Annotated in this window: 16 protein-coding genes; 3 read left to right on the plus strand and 13 right to left on the minus strand. The window is 62.7% G+C overall.

Going from position 1 to position 19,320, the window contains the following annotated elements; translation table 11 throughout:
• Positions 1-118: 118 nt before the first annotated feature.
• The 11 genes from NKT35_RS17360 to glnE all read right to left on the minus strand — a co-directional run bounded on the left by NKT35_RS17360 (position 119) and on the right by glnE (position 11,123).
• Complete coding sequence (locus NKT35_RS17360; RefSeq protein ID WP_254295318.1) at positions 119-805, minus strand: SOS response-associated peptidase; 687 nt, start codon at positions 803-805, stop codon at positions 119-121.
• A 92-nt stretch (positions 806-897) separates the two neighbouring features.
• Positions 898-1,707, minus strand: coding sequence for a MetQ/NlpA family ABC transporter substrate-binding protein (locus NKT35_RS17365; protein ID WP_254295319.1), 810 nt, complete (start codon positions 1,705-1,707; stop codon positions 898-900).
• A gap of 34 nt (positions 1,708-1,741) precedes the next feature.
• Entirely contained in the window at positions 1,742-2,428 is a 687-nt protein-coding gene (locus tag NKT35_RS17370) for a methionine ABC transporter permease (RefSeq protein ID WP_254295320.1), read from the minus strand.
• Positions 2,429-3,166 (minus strand): methionine ABC transporter ATP-binding protein, encoded by a 738-nt coding sequence (locus tag NKT35_RS17375; protein ID WP_254295321.1) that lies wholly within the window; start codon positions 3,164-3,166, stop codon positions 2,429-2,431.
• Positions 3,167-3,497: 331 nt separating this feature from the next.
• Entirely contained in the window at positions 3,498-4,247 is a 750-nt protein-coding gene (locus NKT35_RS17380) for an endonuclease/exonuclease/phosphatase family protein (RefSeq protein ID WP_371926374.1), read from the minus strand.
• Between the two features lie 332 nt (positions 4,248-4,579).
• Positions 4,580-5,272 (minus strand): hypothetical protein, encoded by a 693-nt coding sequence (locus NKT35_RS17385; RefSeq protein WP_254295323.1) that lies wholly within the window; start codon positions 5,270-5,272, stop codon positions 4,580-4,582.
• 57 nt (positions 5,273-5,329) lie between these two features.
• Positions 5,330-5,935, minus strand: a complete 606-nt coding sequence (locus tag NKT35_RS17390) for a TetR/AcrR family transcriptional regulator (RefSeq protein WP_254295324.1) — start codon at positions 5,933-5,935, stop codon at positions 5,330-5,332.
• The gene (gene waaF / locus NKT35_RS17395; RefSeq protein WP_254295325.1) at positions 5,932-6,975 is read right to left on the minus strand and encodes a lipopolysaccharide heptosyltransferase II; all 1,044 of its coding nucleotides are present in this window, start codon (positions 6,973-6,975) and stop codon (positions 5,932-5,934) included. The genes NKT35_RS17390 and waaF overlap by 4 nt, the downstream gene beginning before the upstream one ends.
• Before the next feature lie 116 nt (positions 6,976-7,091).
• Entirely contained in the window at positions 7,092-7,292 is a 201-nt protein-coding gene (locus NKT35_RS17400; RefSeq protein WP_254295326.1) for a zinc-finger domain-containing protein, read from the minus strand.
• Between the two features lie 99 nt (positions 7,293-7,391).
• Complete coding sequence (locus NKT35_RS17405; RefSeq protein ID WP_254295327.1) at positions 7,392-8,315, minus strand: branched-chain amino acid transaminase; 924 nt, start codon at positions 8,313-8,315, stop codon at positions 7,392-7,394.
• Positions 8,316-8,426: 111 nt separating this feature from the next.
• Positions 8,427-11,123: a bifunctional [glutamate--ammonia ligase]-adenylyl-L-tyrosine phosphorylase/[glutamate--ammonia-ligase] adenylyltransferase gene (gene glnE, locus NKT35_RS17410; RefSeq protein ID WP_254295328.1), complete on the minus strand. Its 2,697-nt coding sequence runs from the start codon at positions 11,121-11,123 to the stop codon at positions 8,427-8,429.
• A gap of 108 nt (positions 11,124-11,231) precedes the next feature.
• Here glnE and NKT35_RS17415 point away from each other — a divergent pair, with 108 nt between their 5' ends.
• The 3 genes from NKT35_RS17415 to tldD are packed head-to-tail and all read left to right on the plus strand — an operon-like array spanning position 11,232 to position 17,324.
• The gene (locus NKT35_RS17415) at positions 11,232-15,065 is read left to right on the plus strand and encodes a YhdP family protein (RefSeq protein ID WP_254295334.1); all 3,834 of its coding nucleotides are present in this window, start codon (positions 11,232-11,234) and stop codon (positions 15,063-15,065) included.
• The gene (locus NKT35_RS17420) at positions 15,062-15,871 is read left to right on the plus strand and encodes a carbon-nitrogen hydrolase family protein (protein WP_254295341.1); all 810 of its coding nucleotides are present in this window, start codon (positions 15,062-15,064) and stop codon (positions 15,869-15,871) included. Before NKT35_RS17415 ends, NKT35_RS17420 begins: the two co-directional genes overlap by 4 nt.
• Positions 15,872-15,881: 10 nt before the next feature.
• Positions 15,882-17,324 carry a metalloprotease TldD gene (gene tldD / locus NKT35_RS17425; protein ID WP_254301408.1) on the plus strand — a complete coding sequence of 481 codons (1,443 nt, stop codon included), beginning with the start codon at positions 15,882-15,884 and terminating at the stop codon, positions 17,322-17,324.
• Positions 17,325-17,380: 56 nt separating this feature from the next.
• Here tldD and NKT35_RS17430 read toward each other — a convergent pair whose 3' ends face one another.
• Together NKT35_RS17430 and NKT35_RS17435 are read right to left on the minus strand one after the other, a co-directional pair.
• Positions 17,381-17,941, minus strand: a complete 561-nt coding sequence (locus NKT35_RS17430) for an ATP phosphoribosyltransferase regulatory subunit (protein ID WP_254301409.1) — start codon at positions 17,939-17,941, stop codon at positions 17,381-17,383.
• A gap of 133 nt (positions 17,942-18,074) precedes the next feature.
• Entirely contained in the window at positions 18,075-19,040 is a 966-nt protein-coding gene (locus tag NKT35_RS17435; protein WP_254293992.1) for an IS1595 family transposase, read from the minus strand.
• Positions 19,041-19,320 lie beyond the last annotated feature (280 nt).

Here is a 19,320-nt window from a genome sequence, read left to right on the forward strand (position 1 = left end):
ATATGGGCTTGAAATATTTAATACCTACATTCAATCATATGTCCATGGCATTTAAAATTCGAAATTAGAAAAACCTAATCGCTTTAAAATATGGTTTTATCAAGATGCGTAAAGGGCTTCATGTTTCATGGTCATCGAATAAGTCGCGGATTGTGCTTGGGGACCGATTATTGACCAATGGCTCGGCGCGCGCGCTCATCAGTTGATGGGGGAAGCCAGCCAGCATCGCGCGCGCCAGTTCGGGATCGCGGCAGGTCAGCCAATCATGCCAGTGTTCCCGCGGGATGATGACGAGGCTGCGCTTTTCATCGCCGGGCCGGTGCATGCGCTGCATCAAAGGGTGATGGTCGGCGTTGATGGTGATTTGGGTAAAGCTGTAACTGGCCGAGCCATCCGCTTCTTGCCAGCGCCGCCATAGCCCGGCGACGGCGAAAGGCGCGTCGTCCCGCATGCCTATGCGGGTGCGCACCGCCCGGCCGCTTTCATAGCAGGGTTCGTAGAAACCCTGCATCGGCACCAGGCAGAGCTGGCAGTTGCGCCAGGCGTCTCGATAGCTGCGCAATTGGCCTACGGTTTCGGCCCTGGCGTTCATGGTGGTCAGCCGCGCGTCTTTTGACTGATGGCGGGCGGGAATGAAGCCGTAGCTGGCCAGGAAGCCGAAGGCGCCGTCGCCGTCGCCGTTGTCGATGATGATGGGCGCGAGCTTGTCCTGCCAGCATTGCTCTGGCCAATCGCCTTCGGGCGCGATCAGGCCGAATTGGCGCTCCAGTTGCAGCGGCGTGGGGGAGTGGAAGTTGACGCACATGGCGCGATTATAAAGCCGTCGGCGCCGAAATAAAAAAAGGAGGGCCGCAGCCCTCCGTCAAGTCTTGTAGCCAGGAGTGTTACAAGAAAAACTCAGTTCCAGTTCTGCGGCAGCTTGTAGCCGGCGAACTTTTGTTTGGTGTAGGACTTGAACGCCGGCGAGTTGTAGGCGGCAATCACATCCTTGGCCCACGGTTTGGCGGCATCGGCGGCGCGCACCACGCCCCAGTTCACGTAGGCGTAGCTCTTCTCCTGATAAACAGCGTCGGTCAGCTTGATGCCGGAGCTGGTGGCGTAGTTGCCGTTGATCACGGCGAAGTCCACATCGCTGCGGGAGCGCGGCAGCTGAGCAGCCTCCAGCGGCACGATCTTCACTTTCTTCAGGTTGTCGGCGATGTCGCGCTCGGAAGCGGTCAGCGGGTTGACGCCCGGCTTCAGCTTCACCCAGCCCAGATCGCTCAGCATCACCAGCGCGCGGGCGAAGTTGGACGGATCGTTAGGCGCGGCGATGGTCACACCCGGCTTGGCGTCCTTCAGCGACTTCAGCTTGCCCGGATAGATGCCCAGCGGAGCGGTCGGCACCTGGAACGCTTCCTTCAGCGACAGCTTGTGTTCTTTGGCGAAGTTGTCGAGGTAGGGCTTGTGCTGGAACACGTTCACGTCCAGCGAGCCTTCTTGCAGCGCCAGGTTGGGGCGCACATAGTCGGTGAACTCCACCAGCTTGACCGAGTAGCCTTGCTTTTCCAGCTGCGGCTTGATCGATTGCTTGACCATGTCGCCGAAGTCGCCGACGGTGGTGCCGATGACGATTTCCTTCTTGGCCGGGTCGGCGGCCAGAACATGGCCGGCCAACGCCAGGCCCACTACGGATGCAGCAACTGCCTTGATGACGAATCTACGCATTTTTCTCTCCTTTAAATTCTGCGTGTCTTGAAAATCAACGTTTGTCGAGCTTGGCCGCCAGGCGGTTGCCCAGCAGCTGGATGATTTGCACCAGCACCACCAACAGCAGCACCATGGCCACCATCACGTCGGTCTGGAAGCGGTAGTAGCCGTAGCGGATGGCCAGGTCGCCGATGCCGCCGCCGCCCACCACGCCGGCCACCGCGGTGTAGCTGAGGAAGCTGATGGTCAGGATGGTGAGGCTGGAAATCAGGCCGGAGCGCGCTTCATTGATCAACACCTTGAAGATGATCTGCAGCGGGCTCGCGCCCATCGCTTCGGCCGCTTCCACCACGCCGCGGGGGATTTCGCGCAGCGTCTGCTCCACCAGTCTGGCAAAGTAGGGAATGGCGGCGAAGGCCAGCGGCACCGACGCGGCCACCGGGCCTATGGTGCTGCCGACGATCACGCGGGTCAGCGGCACCAGCGACACCATCAGGATAATGAAGGGGAAGGAGCGCACCAGGTTTACCAGCCAACTGAGCACGCCGTTGACGGCGCGGTTGGCGAACATCTGGCCTTGCTGCGACAGATACAGGATCACGCCCAGCGGGCCGCCGAACAGGATGGCGGCGGCGAGGCCCAGGCCCAGCATCAGGCCGGTTTCCTTGATCGCCTGCCAGATTTCCGGCGCCATCGATTGCAGGTTTTGCAGCGCTTCGTTCAGGGTTGCGGCATCCATTTACGCGGCCTCCAGCAGCGAGCGGGCCAGATCGGAGTCGGCTTCCACTTCTCGGTTGTTCACATCGACCACTTCCACGACTTGGCCTTGGTCCAGCACCGCGGCGCGATGGCAGATGCTGCGCACCACGTGCATTTCGTGGGTGACGATGACGATGGTGACGCCGAAGCGCGCGTTGATGTCCTGCAGGCAATCCAGGATGGACTGGGTGGTTTTCGGGTCCAGCGCCGAAGTCGGCTCGTCGGCCAGAATCACATGCGGGCGGGGCGCCAAGGCGCGGGCGATGCCGACGCGCTGCTTCTGGCCGCCGGACAGCTGGGCCGGGTAGTGGTTGGCGCGGTCTTCCAGGCCGACCACGGCCAGGCACTCGGCCACGCGTTTTTCGATGTCGGCTTGGCTCCAGCCGGCGATTTCCAGCGGGAAGGCGATATTGCCGGCCACGGTGCGGTTGGTCAGCAGATTGAACTGCTGAAACACCATGCCGATGTTTTGGCGGGCGGCGCGGAGTTGTTTGGCGGACAGGCTGGTCAGGTCCTGGCCGTCGACGATGACGGCGCCGGCGTCCGGGCGCTCCAGCAGATTGATCAGGCGCAGCAACGTGGATTTGCCGGCGCCGGAAAAGCCGATCAGTCCGAAGACTTCGCCTTCGCGGATGGACAAAGAGGTTTCCGCCACGGCGTCGAACCAGCCGCCTTCAGGGCGGCGAAACCGTTTGCGGATATTTTGCAGATGAATCATTCCAAACACTCCCAAAGCATAAAGCCCACCGATTGTTGCGGCGGGCTTTGGCTGTGGAAATCTTCGGGTGGTCCCTTGGATCATGTAGACAGATTCGGTGATGCTGGGTCTGTCTACCCACGCTTTAGCTGTTTTACGCCCGCAAGCTGTGTTCAAATCGGCGATAAATTTGATTGAGATTGAACATGCTTTTTCGCTTAGCGTCAACCACCTTTTGAAAAATTATATAAAACTGTCGCCATATTGCAAAAAGTGCTTTGTGATATAGTCGGGCGATATTTTTTAATATTATTTTGTTATTTGGAGGGGTTGCGAGGCGGAAACATCCAAGTCACAGGGGGCTGAGCTCGGCGCGCAAGGGAAGGTGGTCTGACAGCATGGACCAAGGTTTCCCGCGCAAGATTTCCGCTTTTTCCACCTTCAGGCCGCGAATATAGATGCGATCCAGCGTCAACATGGGCAGGCGCGCCGGAAAGCTGGCGGCGTGGCTGCCATGCAGCTGCAGAAACACTTCTTGCAAGCCTAGCTCTCTTTCCAGCAGGGCGCTGGCCTCGCCGCGCCAGTCGTTGAAATCGCCGGCCAGAATCAGCGGCGCGTGTTCTGAAATCGCCGCCTGCACATAGTCCGCCAGACCTCGATATTGCTTGCGCCGGTCGAAAGCCAGCAGATTGAAATGGCCGCACAGGGCCACCACCGGTTGCTGCCAGCCATCCGGCTGCAGCTGGCATTGCAGCACGCCGCGGCTTTCGAAGCGGTTGACCGAGATGTTGCGGTTGCACCATTCCTTCACCTTGAAGCGCGTCAGCAAGGCATTGCCGTGATGGCCATGATCATAGCTGGCGTTCAGCCCATATACCGCATGATGCGCCAGCCGGTCGGCCAGGACGCGATGCTGCGCTTGCGCGGGCCAGTGGCGGTGCCGCAGGGCTCGCTCAAGATTGCGGCCTTGCACCTCTTGCAAAAACACCATGTCGGGGGATAGTTCCGCCAGCGCCTCGCCCATGTCGTTTAACCGAAGATGGCGGTTCATCGGCGACATTCCTTTGTGAATGTTGTAGGTTATGATGGATATGGAGTTCATTTTCAACCCATAATCTAGATGGATTCTCGTTGCTTTTGGCTTAAGGGCGACGTGTCTGCTTGGCCATCATGGGCCTGATGCATAGCTGGATCTTGGGCGGAGTTTGGCTGTTACATAACAATAATCCAGGAAGGAGAGGGCAGCCACACCGGCGAAGTCCGTTATTTGCGAATCGTAGGCAGTGCTTAGGCCGAAGGCGCTGAATCTGAATCGTGGTTTGGCTGTGTGTGTATTGAAGTGGTTTTGGTTCGGGGGAACTGCGGCGTGGCTCAAACAATAACGGCCATCCACTGGATGGCCGCTTTGATGGGAGCTTGTTCTGCTTTTCCGAATCAGGCGGTGGCGGAAAGCGTGGTGCTGGAGACGCTGGGTTGCAGCAGCGACTGGTTGGCTTGGTATTGCGCGACAGCCAATTGGCCGCTGTTGCCGCGGCGCTGCGCTTGTTCGACAGGCTGAGTGGCCTGCGTAGCTTGCGACGTGGCTGTTTGCGCCGGAGTGGGCGTTTGCGGCGCGGCCTGCTGGGTTGCAGTGGCGGCAGGCGTGGCTAGCTGAGCGTTTTGAGCCGTGTTGGCGGATTGGCCGTTGGCGGCTTGGCCGCCTTGCGGGGGCGTAGCCGCTTGAGCCGTGGTATTGGCGGCTGCACTCTGCTGAGTGTTGTTGCCATTCACGCCTGGCGCTGCCGCGGCTGCGACGGCGGGCTGAGGCGCAGTCGCTAGCGTGTCAGTCGGCGTGGCTGCGGCCTGCTGGTTGGCTTGAGCCGCGGCCGCTGTCTGCGCCGTGGCCTGTTGAGTCTGCGTTGTCTGTTGAGTTTGCGCGGTCTGGCTGGCAGTCAGCTGTTGCTGCAGCTGCTGTTCGACGCGAGCCGAGTCGGGGTTCTGCCGTACCGCAGTGACTGTTTGCGGTTGGCTGGTGGCTTGCTGCGGCGCTGGCTGGGCGTTGTCCAGCGACGACTGCACCTGCCGGGTGTTTTGCCCGGCATAGAGCGGTTGCGTCGTTGTATAGCCGACACTGGCGATGTTTGCCATGGCTATGGTCCCATTGGTCCTATATCGTTGATATTAGACTACTTTCCAGACGAAGGTTCAACTGTTTGCTGTACTTTCGAGCAGGACCAGCCGCAGCATGTTGTTTGCCAGTTCATCCACCGTCAGGCCGCCGTCGCGTTTGAACCATTGCACGGTCCAGTGCAGGCTGCCCAGCAAGGTGCGTCGCAGCAACCGGGTGTCTTGTTTGACCAGGCCGGCGGCCGCGGCTTCATCCAGCACCTGTTGCCATAAGGCTTCATAACGGTCACGCAATATCACCAGGCCCGGCTTGGCGGCCTCCGAGACGCTGCGCCATTCGTAAAGCATCACCTCCAATGCCGCTTGATTGTCGCCAAGCAAGGAGTTCAGGTGGACGCGGAACAGCGCGGCCAGTTTGTCTTGAAGGCTGCTTGCTTGAGCGAGCGCCTCCGCCAGTTGTTCCGTGGTGCTGGCGATGCCCAGCGCCATCACCGCGACCAGAATCTCTTCCTTGGTGCGGAAGTGGTAGAACAGGCTGCCGGATTGCATGCCGACGGCGCTGCCGAGGTCGCGGACCGTGGTGCGTTCGTAGCCCTGGTCGCGAAACAGGATGGCGGCGGCGCGGATCAGCGCCATGCGGCGGCTGTTTTCTTCTGGCGGTTGCGGGGCTTCCGAGGCGTTCATTCGGTCTCCGCGGCGGAGTGGGGTTTGGCAGCCAATAGCTGGCGGGCGGCCTGCCAGGCCATCTCGGGCTGCAGGTTTTCCAGGCAGTGGGTGTGGCCGTAAGGACAGACCCGTTCGAAGCAGGGGCTGCAGTCCAGGTTCAGCGATACGATGGCGGCGCGATCCGACAGCGGCGGCGTGAAATCGGGGCTGGAAGAGCCGTACAGCGCCACGATAGGTTTGTCCAGCGCCGCTGCGACGTGCATCAGCCCGGAGTCGTTGCAGACGGCCAGGTCCACCCAGCCCATCAGGTCGATGGCTTCTTCCAGGCCGGTCGCGCCGCATAGGTTGAGGGTCTTGCCTTCGGCTAGGCGCGCGATGTCCTCGCCGATTTCCTTGTCTTTGGGCGAGCCAAACAGCCAGACGCTGTAGCCGGCCTCGTCAAAACGTTTCGCCAGCTCGGCGAAGTGCCGCGCCGGCCAGCGCTTGGCCGGGCCGTATTCCGCGCCGGGGCAGAAGGCGATGGCGGGGCGGCTCAGGTCCAGGCCCAGTTTGGCGGCCAGCGCCTGGAGGGCGCTGCCGTCCGCCTGCAACTGCGGGTGGGGGATGGGGCGCAGGACTGGGCAGTTTTTGTCCTCGCCCAAGGCGCAGAAGCGCTCCACCATCATCGGCAAGGCTTGTTCATCCAGCTCGCGGGCATCGTTCAGCAAGCCGTAGCGCGATTCGCCCAGAAAGCCGGTGCGCAGCGGGATGCCGGCGAGTAGCGGAATCAACGCCGATTTCAGCGAATTGGGCAGCACGATCACTTGGTCGAACTTTTCCCTCGCCAGCAGGCGCGCGATTTTCCAGCGCTCCATCAGGCGCAGCGCGCCGTGGCCGAAGGGGTTGAGGTGCGATTTGGCCACTTCCGGCATGCGCGCCAGCAAGGGCAAGGTCCAGGCGGGGGCGAATACATGCAGCTCCAGGCCGGGATGGCGCTGGTGCAGGCGGCGGTAAAGCGGTTGAGCCATCACGCTGTCGCCGACCCAGGAGGGGCCGATGACCAGGATTTTCTTCTTCATTGGGGATGCTTCCATTTCCAAATGACAGCCGGCTGCGGAAACCGGCTCGCATTTGGCGGCGCAAGCAAAAAAGGCGTGGCCGCGGCCACACCCTCTTGCTCGGGAACCGCCTGGACTCAGTGGTGATGGCCGACGGGGCCGATCAACTTGTACTGGGTGCCGCAGTAAGGACAGAGCGCTTCGCCGGTCTTGTGAACCGGCAGATAGACGCGCGGGTGCGAGTTCCAGGCCTTCATGTCCGGCATCGGGCAGTGCAGCGGCAGGTCGTGCTGGGTGACTTCGATATAGCGTTCGGTATTTTCTTTCAGTTCGGCCATTGTCATTCCTTGTTGCGGCGGCGGGGTCTCCGAAATGCGCAGGCCAGCAGGACCGTTGCCGGTTCGCTGCTGGCGCGCGCAGGGCGGATATTACCCGTTTTATTTCACATATGTGAGCCAATGCTCGTGTTCTGCGTCCTGACCCTTGACGATGCTGAAGTAACGCTTCTGGATTTCGGCGGTGATGGCGCCGCGGGAACCGTTGCCGATCGGGCGGCGGTCTAGTTCGCGGATCGGCGTCACTTCGGCGGCGGTGCCGGTGAAGAAGGCTTCGTCGGCGCTGTAGACTTCATCGCGGGTGATGCGCTTTTCTACCAGCTGCAGGCCCATTTCGTGGGCGATCTGCACCACGGTGTCGCGGGTGATGCCTTCCAACGCGCTGGTCAGGTCCGGAGTATATAGCTTGCCCTTGCGGACGATGAAGATGTTTTCGCCCGAACCTTCGGCCACGAAACCGTCCACGTCCAAGAGCAGGGCTTCGTCATAGCCGTCCGCCGTGGCCTCGTTATTGGCCAGGATGGAGTTCATGTAGTTGCCGTTGGCCTTGGCCTTGCACATGGTGATGTTGACGTGATGGCGGGTGAAAGAGCTGGTCTTCACGCGGATGCCTTTTTCCAGGCCTTCTTCGCCCAGATAGGCGCCCCAGGGCCAGGCGGCCACGATTACCTGCACATCGTTCTTCATCGGCGCCACGCCCAGCTTGCCGGAGCCGTAGAAGGCCATCGGGCGGAAGTAGCAGGACTTCAGACCATTGGCCTTGACCACGTCCAGGTGGGCCTGGTTGATCTGTTCCGGCGTGAAGGGCAGGGCCATGCCCAGGATCTTGGCGGAGCGGAACAGGCGCTCGGTGTGGTCCTGCAGGCGGAAAATGGCCGGACCCTTGGCGGTTTCGTAGGCACGCACGCCTTCGAACACGCCCATGCCATAGTGCAGGGTGTGGGTCAGGACGTGGGTGGTGGCGTCGCGCCAGTCCACCAGTTTGCCGTCATACCAGATATATCCGTCACGATCAGCCATCGACATCTTGGTTCTCTCCTGTGTTGTGCTTGTTGCGGACCGCCGCGCCATATGTCCCGGCGGCAGCCCGGTATCTGGCCAGTGTATAACGCAGTCGCGCCGCTTGTGAACCCGTTGTCAGGAAAAATCGAGCGCTTGCTCGAAAACCTGTTGCCATAGCAGCCGCCCGGAGCGGTAGGCGTCTGACAAGGCCTGGTCCACCTCCACCGATTGCTTGTCGTTCAGTCGGGCAGCGTGTTGCAGCCTGCGGAACAATCGATACGAAGCGCGCGCCTCTTCGGCCAGCTGGCGGTCTATCAGGCCGGCATCCGCCGCTACCGCCAGCAGGGCGATGTTGCCGGTGTTGCCGGTCATGGACGGCAACGAAGCGGCATGCGCCAGGATCAGGTATTGGACGATGAATTCGATGTCGATGATGCCGCCGCGGGCGTTTTTCACATCCTCGTCGCGGGCCGGATGCGTTTCCAGCATTCTTTGGCGCATGGCCTGCACTTCATCGCGCAGCTTGGCGGCGTCGCGCGCCAGGGTGAGGATGGCGTGGCGTTCGGTTTCGAACTGTTCGCCTATGGCTGTGTCGCCGGCCACGAAGCGGGCGCGGGTCAGCGCCTGATGCTCCCAGACCCAGGCCTGCTTTTCCTGATATTGGCGGAAGGCGGACACCGAGCTCACCAGCAGGCCGCTGGCGCCGTTGGGACGCAACCGCAGATCGATGTCGTACAGCACGCCGGCGGCGGTGGCGCTGGTCAGCCAGGTGGACAGCTTGCGCGCCAGCCGCGAATACAAATCCGGCGCGTCCGGGTGGGGATCGTCATACAGAAAGATGATGTCGAGGTCCGAAGCGTAGCCCAGTTCCTTGCCGCCCAGCTTGCCGTAGCCGATCACGGCGAAGCGCGGCGTATCGGTGTGGCGGGACGGGATATCCCGCCAGGCGTGGCGGACGGCGCTCTCCAGCACCAGGTCGGCCAGCAGCGACAGTTGGTCGGATAGCGCTTCCACCGTCCACATGCCGGCCAGGTCTTGCGCCACCAGCCGGAAGCTTTGCGCATGCTGGAAGTGGCGCAGGGCGTCCATCTGCGCCTCCACGTCGCCGGCGGCCTGCTGCATCTGCGTTTCCAATTGCGCCGCCAATTGCGGCCACTCCGGCGCGGCGTAAAGCACGCGCACGTCCAGGAGCTCGTCCAGCAAAATGGGATGGCGGCTGAGATAGGCCGAGACCCAGGCGCTGGCGGAATACAAAGAGGCCAGCCGTTGCAGCGTTTGCGGATACTCGGTCAGGAGGGCGAGATAAGACGCCCGGCGGCTGATGGCTTCCATCAGGCCGATGATGCGGGACAGCGTGTCGTCGGCATTAGGGAATTTCGAGGCGACTTCGATCAGCGCCGGCATCAGCGCGTCCAGTTTTTTGCGGCTGGACAGCGGCATCTGCAGGTAGCGCTGGCTTTGGGCCAGGCCTTTCAGTTGCCGCGAGGTTCCGGCGGGGTCGGCGTAACCCAGCTCGGCCAAGCGCGCCTCCGGCGGCTGGTCGGCGATGTCCTGCCACATATCGGACAGCGGGTGTTCGGCGTGTTCGTCTGTGGGGAGAATGAACACCTGCTCGAAATGGCGGCTGACCTTGCCGCGGTGGACGGCCAGCGCCTGCAGGAAGGCTTCCCAGTCGGCAAAGCCCATGCTGGCGGCGATCTTGCGCTGATTTTCCGCATCGGCGGGCAGGGTCTGGGTTTGCTGGTCGTCCAGATACTGCAGGCGATGCTCCAGCTTGCGCAGGAAGGCATAGCCATCCTGCAGCTCCGCGGCCGCGAACGGCTCCAGCAGGCGCATCTGGCCTAGCCGGGTCAGGGTGGCGCGCGTGCCGCGCAGCTGCAGCGTCTTGTCCCGGCCGCCGCGGATCAGCTGGAACACCTGGGCGATGAATTCGGCTTCGCGGATGCCGCCGGGACCGAGCTTGATATTGTCCGCCATGTCGCGGCGGGCGACTTCGCGGCGGATCTGCGCGTGCAGGTCGCGCATCGCGCCGTAGGCGTTGTAGTCCAGATATTTGCGATACACGAAGGGGCGCACCAGCTGGCCGAGGCCGTCGGCATCGCCGGTCAGCGCCTTGGCCTTGATCCAGGCGTAGCGTTCCCATTCGCGGCCCTGGCTCAGCAGGTAGTTTTCCAGCGCGGCGAAGCTCATCACCAGCGGGCCGGAGTCGCCATAGGGCCGCAGCCGCATGTCGACGCGGAATACCTGGCCGTCGGCGGTGAGATCGTTGAGCAGCGCGATCAGCCGCTTGCCGACCTGGGTGAAGTACTCGTGATTGCTGATGCTTTTGCCGCCCTGGCCGGCGCCGTCGGTTTCGCCGCCTTCCGGGTAGATGAAGATCAGGTCGATGTCGGAGCTGACGTTGAGTTCGCCGCCGCCCAGCTTGCCCATGCCGATGACGATCAGCTTCTGCTCCTCGCCGCTGTCTTCGCCTATCGGGCGGCCGTAATGCGCCAGCGAGGCGACGGCGCTGCTCAGCGCCTGGCGGACGGCGAATTCGGCGAACTGGCTGATGACGGAGACCACCTCGTCCAGCGGCGCCAGGCCTTCCAGATCGCGGCAGATCAGTCTGGCCATCACCGCCTGGCGCAAGCGGCGGAGCGCTGGCGCCAGCAGCTCTTGGGTGGCCAGCGCGGGCCAATCGGCGAAGGCCTGCATCTCGTCTATGGAGAAGGGGCGGTCCAGTCCGGTCTGCAGCCTTTCGCCTTCTTCAGGGCGGGCGGCGAGCAAGCGGCGCAAATAGTTTGAAAACTCGCTGCTGCGGGCAATGGCAGCGCTATGGTTTGCTGGCATAATAGCTCCGAACGGTTTGACGCGGCTGTCCTGAGGCCGCGCAGGGGGCGGCTGAGGCCGGTTTCATCGCCGTATTTTCCATCGTGTCATTGTAACGGTTTGCCTTCGTTGAAAAAGCCCCTGTCGCTGTTGTCGCATATCCATGTGCTGCGCGTTCTCAAGCGCGGTTTGCTGTTCTTGGCCGTCGTGGCCGGACTGACCGTCGTCTTGCTGTCCGCCGCCTTCGCCGGCTTCACTTTCTGGTTATTGCCCAATCTGGATCAGTATCGCCCTCGCCTGGAAAGCGAGCTGACCGCCGCGCTGGGGCATAAGGTCAGCATCGCGCGGCTGGCGGGACACTGGGAAGATGTGGGGCCGCAGTTCGATCTGCAGGGCGTCTCCATCGCCAACCCGGCGTCCGGGCAGGCGCTCACTTTGAGCGCGGTATCGATCCAGCCTTCGTGGACCTCGCTGCTGGCGTGGGAGCCGCGGCTGGTGGTTCGCGTGGAGGGCCCGGCGGTGGAGCTGCGGCGCACCGCCGACAATATTGTCCTCCTCAATGGTTTCGATATCAGCAGCGGGCCGTCTTCCGACAATGCCTTGGGCGATTGGCTGCTGAGACAGCCTGTTTTGGAAATCCGCAATGCCAGCCTGGGCTGGCAGGATGACAGGTTGGGTTTGCCGCGGCTGGATTTGAAGCAGGGCCGGCTGTTGCTGGAGCGCGGCCTGCTGGGACACCGCCTGCAGTTGTCCGGCTTGCCTGCCGCCACGCTGGGCAAGGGCTTTGAGCTGAGCGCCAGTTGGCGGGGCGGCGGCATCCAGCATTGGCAGCAATGGTCGGGTTCGATCAAAGTGGCTTTGAATGGTGCGCGGGCGGACGTCTGGTCGCGCTATCTGCGTCAAATGGGCGCCCTGCGCAGCGGCGAAGGCGACGGCACGCTCGAGATGTCTTTTGCCGATGGCGCGGTGCGCAGCTTGTCCGCCGATGTCAATGTCCGCAATGCCGCGTACACCCCGCCCAGCTCGCGCGAGCTGGTTTTGCCGCAATTGCAGGGCAAGCTGCAGTTGGACCGGGAGTCTGATGGCTCCTACCGCATCGCCGCCAGCGATCTGACGCTGGCCAGCGTGACGGGCTTGGCTTTCGACAAGTCGTCGATCAAGGGGCGATGGCTGCCCGGCGCGAAAGGCGAGGGCGAGCTGACCTTGGACAATGTCGATGTCGGCCATCTGACGCCTTTCATCCATGCCTTGGGCGTGGACGCCAATCCCTTGTTCGCGCGCTTTTCTCCGCAGGGCGAATTGCATCAGGTGACGCTGTCCTGGAAAGGGCCGGCGGAGTCGCCGCGAAGCTACCAGCTGGCCTCCCGTTTCCATCAGCTGGGCTGGCAGCCTTTCGATGATCTGCCCGGCGTTTCCGGCGTCAGCGGCAGCATCGCCTTCAGCGAAGCCGGCGGCAGCCTGAAGCTGGACAGCGGCAAGGGCGAGGTGGTGTATCCGGCGGTGTTCGCGCAGACCCTGGCATTCGATCATCTTGGCGCGGATGTGGCCTGGACGCAGGGGGGCAAGGGCCTGGAGATCGCCTTCAAGCGCGTGGATTTCTCCAACGCCGATTTGAACGGCAAGCTGGATGGCGTGTATCGCTATTCCGGCAGCGGCGCCGGCGCGGTGGATTTGAACGCCGCGGTCGACAGCGTCAAGGCGGAACGGGTGCCGGCCTATCTGCCGCATCAAGTCGGCGAGCACACCATGCGCTGGCTGCGGCAGGCGCTGCGCGATGGCCGAGCGAACAATGTGAAAATGAAGCTGGCCGGCGATCTGGAGCAATTTCCTTTCGAGGGCGGCAAGGGCGGACTGTTTCAGGTCGAGGCCGATGTCGAGGGCGTGAGGCTGGCCTACCAGCCTGGCTGGCCGACCATAGACGATATCGACGCCAAACTGGTGTTCCACAATGAGACGATGCGGGTAGAGGGCAAGCGCGCCAGTACCCTGGGCGTGCCCTTGCGCAATGTGGTGGCCGAGATCGATAAGCTGGGCGCCGACGCGCCGCTGTTGACCATAGACGGCGGCGCCGACGACGAATTGGCCAGGATGCTGGATTTTACCGTCAAGAGTCCGGTGGATGGCTGGCTGGGCGGCTTCACCGGCGGCGTCAAGGCCGACGGCAAGGCGGCGCTGAAGCTGCATCTGGCGATTCCGCTGGCCGGCGAGGAGCCGGTCAGGGTGAGGGGCGACATCGACTTCCGGCGCAACAAGCTGCAATTCATCCATTTGCCCCTGCCGGAGCTGGATCAGGCGCAGGGGCGCTTGACCTTCACCGAGCGCGGGGTGGACAGCAATGGCGTGAGCCTGCATGCCTTCGGCGGGCCTTTCCATCTGAGCGCGCATACCGGGGCTGACAAACGGATGCGTTTCGCCATCGCCGGAGACGCGGATATCCAGCCGGTGCTGCAGCGTTACGTGCCGCCGCTGGCTGCGCTGGCGACGGGACGGTCGCGCTTCCAGGGACAGTTCGTGATCAAGGACGGGCTGGAAAGCCTGCAATTGGGCTCCAGTCTGCAAGGCGTCGCTTTGCAAGCTCCAACGCCATTGGGCAAGGCGGCGGGCGCGGACATGCCGCTGCAGATTCTGCTCAAGCCCGCGCCGGCGAGGTTTGGCCAAGCCATGCGCCTGGATTTCGAATTGGGGCCGCAACTGTCCGGCAAGCTGCGCTTGGGCGCGAACGGCGGCCTGGAAACGGGCGCGCTGGGCCTGGGCCGCGCGGCTGGGGAGTGGCCGGGCAACGGCATGGCGGTGAGGATCGCCCAGCCCAGCATCAAGCTGGACGAGTGGCTGGCGTGGCAGTCGGCTCTGCCGGCGCAAGGCGGCGATGCGATGCCGACGGTGCTGGCGGAGGTGGAAACGCCTTTGCTGCAGCTGGGCGGTTTCTCGCTGCATCAAGTCAGCGCCGCGCTCAATAACAGGCAGCAGGCCGATGCGTGGGCGCTTAAACTGAATTCGCGCGAAGCGGAAGGCGAGGGCAGTTATCAGGCGGCAGACGGCGGGCTGGTGCAGGCGAACCTGTCGCGGCTGGCGTTGAATTGGCCTTTGCAGGATGGCAAGGGCGGGCTGGGCGAGGTCAAGATGAAAACCTTGCCGGCGATGAAGGTGAAGGTCGCCAATCTGTCGCTGCAGGGGCAGGCCATCGGCAAGCTGGAGATGACGGCGCGGCGCGACGGCGATCTGTGGCTGATGAATCCGCTGCGGCTGGATGCCGGCGACGGCGTGCTGACCGGCAGCATAAGGGCGGACGACGCCGGGGCCGGCAATGTGGAGGCCAGTTTTCATTTGGATGTATCCAATGCCGGCAAATTGTTGGCTCGCCTCGGCCAGGGCGATGTGTTCCGCAATGGCCAGGGGCAGTTGTCCGGAAAACTGAGCTGGCCGGGCGAGCTGGGCGATTTGGACGCCGCCAAGCTGTCCGGCGATCTGGACCTGGATTTCCGCAACGGCCGCTTCGCCAAAGTGGATGTCGGCGCGGCGCGGCTGCTGGGGGTGCTCAGCTTGCAATCGCTGCCGCGGCGCATCCGCCTGGATTTCACCGATGTCTTCAGCGATGGCTTCGCTTTTGATACGCTGAAAGGCGAAGCCAGCGCCAAAAACGGCGTGTTCCGCTCGGATAGAGTGGAAATGAAGAGCCCGGCGGCGGAGGTGACGATATCGGGCAGCGTGGATCTGGGCAAGGAGACCCAGTCGCTCAAGGTGCATGTGGTGCCGCATCTGGCGGAAAGCGTGGCCTTGGCGGCCGGCGCCGCGTTGTTGAATCCTGTGGTAGGCATCGCCACCTTGGCGGCGCAGAAAGTGCTGCAGGATCCCGTAGGCAAGATTCTGTCGCTGGACTATGCGGTCAGCGGCTCCTTGAAAGAGCCGCAAGTCGCCCGCATCAATGTTGGACCGCCGGTCAATATCAAGGGGAAGAAACCATGAAGCAGAAGTTTGTCGCCGCCGCGGTGCAAATGGTGTCCGGCTGCGATGTGGACGCGAATCTGGCGCGCGCGGATCAATTGCTGGCCGAGGCGGCGCGGCATGGCGCGCAATTGGCGGCCTTGCCGGAATATTTTTGCCTGATGGGCGCCAAGGATACCGACAAGGTCGCGGCGCGCGAAGCCTTCGGCAACGGCCCTATCCAGCAGGCGCTGGCCGATATGGCGCGTCGCCACAAACTCTGGCTGCTGGGCGGCACGGCGCCGCTGGCTGGGCCGGAACCGGATAAAGTGCTGAACAGCAGCCTGCTGTTCAGCCCGGCCGGAGAAGTGTGCGCCCGCTATGACAAAATCCACCTGTTCGGCTTCAGCGGCCAGGGCGAGAGTTATTGCGAGTCCAATACCATCACGCCGGGCGATACCCCCATCAAGGCGGAAACGCCTTTGGCCGACATCGCGCTGGGCATTTGCTACGATCTCCGCTTTCCTGAGCAGTTTCGCTTGCTGTCGCCCTTCGATCTGTTGATTTTGCCGGCGGCCTTTACCGCGACCACCGGCGAGGCCCACTGGGAGCCGCTGCTCAGAACGCGCGCGATCGAGAACCAATGCTATGTGCTGGCCACCGCGCAAGGCGGGCTGCATGAAAACGGCCGCCGCACCCACGGCCACTCCATGATCATCGATCCGTGGGGACGCATCGTCGCCGAGCTGCCGCAAGGCGAAGGCGTGATCACGGCCGAAATCGACCCCGAACTCATACACTCAGTGCGAGACCGCCTGCCGGCGCTGTCGCACCGGGTCATACGCTGAAAGAGACATGATGCAAGACGCCTTCACCATCGCAGATGACTTATTGCTCAAGCCTTATGGGCTGGACGAATCCGCCATCGAACAAACGCTGGCGCGGATGCGCCATCACGACATCGACTACGCCGATCTGTATTTCCAGTACACCCGCAATGAGGGCTGGCATCTGGAAGAGGGCATCGTCAAATCCGGCAGTTTCAGCATCGATCAGGGCGTAGGCGTGCGCGCCGTGGCGGGCGACAAGACCGCCTTCGCCTACTCGGACGCCATCGGCCAAGAGGCGCTGAACCATGCGGCCGACGCGGTGCGCGCCATCGGCCAGACCGGCGGCGACGGCAGCGTGGGCGCGGTGGAGACTCGAGTCGCCAAGCCGCTGTATCCGGCCATCGATCCCTGTCACAGCATGGAATCCGCCGCCAAGGTGGCGCTGCTGGAAAAGGTGGAGCGCCTGGCCAAGGCCATGGATCCGCGAGTGATTCAGGTGATGGCGGGCCTGGCCACCGAATACGACGTGGTCTACGTGGCGCGCCACGACGGCGTGCGCGCCGCCGATGTGCGCCCGCTGTCGCGGGTGTCGGTGATGGTGATCGCCGAGCAGAACGGCCGGCGCGAGCAAGGCTCCTCCGGCGGCGGCGGCCGATTCGATCTGAGCTATTTCGACGACGCCATGGTGGAGAAGTACACCCGCGAGGCGGTGAAGCAGGCGCTGACCAATCTGGAAGCGCGTCCTGCGCCGGCAGGCCAGATGACGGTGGTGTTGGGGCCGGGCTGGCCGGGCGTGCTGCTGCATGAGGCTATCGGCCATGGCCTGGAAGGCGACTTCAACCGCAAAGGCACCTCGGCCTTCTCCGGCATGGTGGGCCAGCGAGTGGCGGCGCCGGGCGTGACCGTGGTGGACGACGGTGTGATGGAGGGCCGCCGCGGCGCGCTGGCCATCGACGACGAAGGCAATCCGACCCAGCGCACGGTGCTGATCGAGGACGGCATTCTCAAGGGCTATATGCAGGATGCGATGAACTCGCGGCTGATGCAGGTGGCCAGCACCGGCAATGGCCGGCGCGAGTCCTACGCCAGCATTCCGATGCCGCGGATGACCAACACCTATATGTTGGCCGGCCAGCATGATCCGGGCGAGATCATCGCCTCGGTGAAGGATGGTTTGTACGCGGTGAATTTCGGCGGCGGCCAGGTGGACATCACCAATGGCAAATTCGTGTTTTCCGCTTCCGAAGCGTGGCGGATCGAGAATGGCAAGCTGACCTATCCGGTCAAGGGCGCCACGCTGATCGGCAGCGGTCCGGAAGTGCTGAACTATGTTTCCATGGTCGGCAATGATCTGGCGCTGGATCAGGGCGTGGGCGTCTGCGGCAAAGAAGGCCAGAGCGTGCCGGTAGGCGTGGGCCAGCCCACGCTGCGCATCGATGGCGGCCTGACGGTCGGCGGCACCGGCGGCTGATCTGCGATTGGGGCCGGGCGTCGCCGCCCGGCCTTGGCCATTCCCGCTACGCGGGTTCAATCAAGCGCAATGCCTTGCGCCTCCAGGGCCAGCGCCAGGCGCTCCAGCCCGATGCCGAAACCCGCGCCTTCCCGATAAGGGCCGCCGCCGGCCAGTTGCTTTTGCGCGCCAAGCTCCGGCGCCCGCATCTCGAATCCCTCTCCGTCCAGGTAGTAGCTAAGCCCGCGCCGCGCGGCGCAGTCCAATTCATAGCGCAGTCCCAAACTGTCCAGAAAGCCGCGGCATATCGCTATGCTGCGCGCCAGGCCTTCTGACGGCGATGGGCTCAGGATTTCGAATCCCAGCTGGGTGAATTCCCGGTATCGTCCCGCTTGCGGCCGTTCATAACGGTAGCAGCGGGCGATGTAGAAGAAAGCGGCTTCGCGCCGGCCATCCAGAAACGTCTTGCATCGTTCCTGAAACAAGGCGGTGGCTTCCGGGATCAGGCAGCAGGGGCGGCCTTTCCGATCGGGGAAAGCCCACATTTGGTCGAGAATTTCGCTGCCGCCGGTTTTGGAGATGAAAGTGTCCTGGCTCCAAAGCGCGGGCAGGATGGCTTCTTCGGCCCCTGCGTCAATGAAGCCAGCTCCGGAACAGGTTCTCCAGCTTGCGGATAGTCGCGGCCTGCCGGCCAAGGATGATGCGGGTGCCTCGGATCATAGTCATGCAATTCTCCTTAAGAGTGCCATTTGTCGTGGGCAATAAAAAAGGCTATGTCCCAATAATGTGTTGCAAGGGACGACCCACTGCCTCCTGCAAGCAGTGGCAAGGCTGCATGGTTTGCTGATAGCGCTCCAGCATCCGTCGCCACCCCAGATAGTTTTCAAGGTATTTGGTGGCAACCCCGTGGAATCGAGCCATCCAAAGCTTCAAGCGGCTATGGTAGGCATTCACATGCTGGATATGGAACGCCCCCTCGCGTACCCGCTGTCCCGTCTTGGCATGCACGACTCGATGGGTAATGCCATGCTGCCTGGCAAAGGTCGAGTACACCGCTGCGCCGTCCGAACACAGGATGGCGTCGCTATCCACCAACGGGGCTAAAGCCGCTTCCACATGAGCGCCATTGAGCTTCTTCAACTTGAAGTCCGCTATATGTCCCTCTCGGTCCTGCACCACCATGATGGGAATCTGATCCGGCCCGGTTCCCCGTGTTTGGCTGACGCCACCCCGCTGGCGCGGCGCGCGGGGGAGGCACCGCTGCCCTTTGAATGATTCCAGAATGAAGGTTTCATCTACTTCGACGATGCCTCGGGCTTGCGCCGCCAGATGGTCTGATGCGCGATGCAAGAAGCGATGCCGCCATAGGAAAGCCGTGTTCTTGCTGATGCCGCATGCACGAGCGGCTGCTCGCACGGTCAAGCCATCCTGCAGTGCTTGGGCGTAGCTCAGCCAGCGATCGGCCTTGCGCAATTTGGCTAATGGACTGCCCGACAAGGCATTGCAGGTCCGGTGGCACTGTTTGCAGCGATAACGCCGCAGGCCTCGGCTCCAGCCCCATAACGCCAACTGGTTGGCCTCGGCCTGGCAGTGTGGGCAAGCCGTCAGGTCAGGCAAGGCGTCCTGAATGGCGTCATGGTGAGTGGGATGTTTAAGCGCAGAAGACAGCAAGCTCCTCTGTTTGAGCGTGAGCTGATCCAGTTGGGCAAGAAAACGCTGAAAACTCTGGGCATCCATGGCGCGACTCCCGGTCTGCTACTGTATTCAGCATAGCTCCCAACACGGAATTGGGACATAGCCATAAAAAAGGCGCCTTGCGGCGCCTGTTTGGGTGGCTGATCAATGAGATCAGCTATCGCATCCCTCTGTATCAATCGCCATGCCATCCGCGGCGCCAATTGGCCTGCCGTGGTGGTGATGGTGTCGAAGAGCGGAGAGGATTTCCATCATTCCAATGTACTTAATTTGTAACGGTCGCGTCAAGCAGACCTTGTCCTGCCCTTGTGGCCAGTGCGCG

This window comes from Chromobacterium sp. IIBBL 290-4, assembly GCF_024207115.1.
GTDB lineage: Bacteria > Pseudomonadota > Gammaproteobacteria > Burkholderiales > Chromobacteriaceae > Chromobacterium.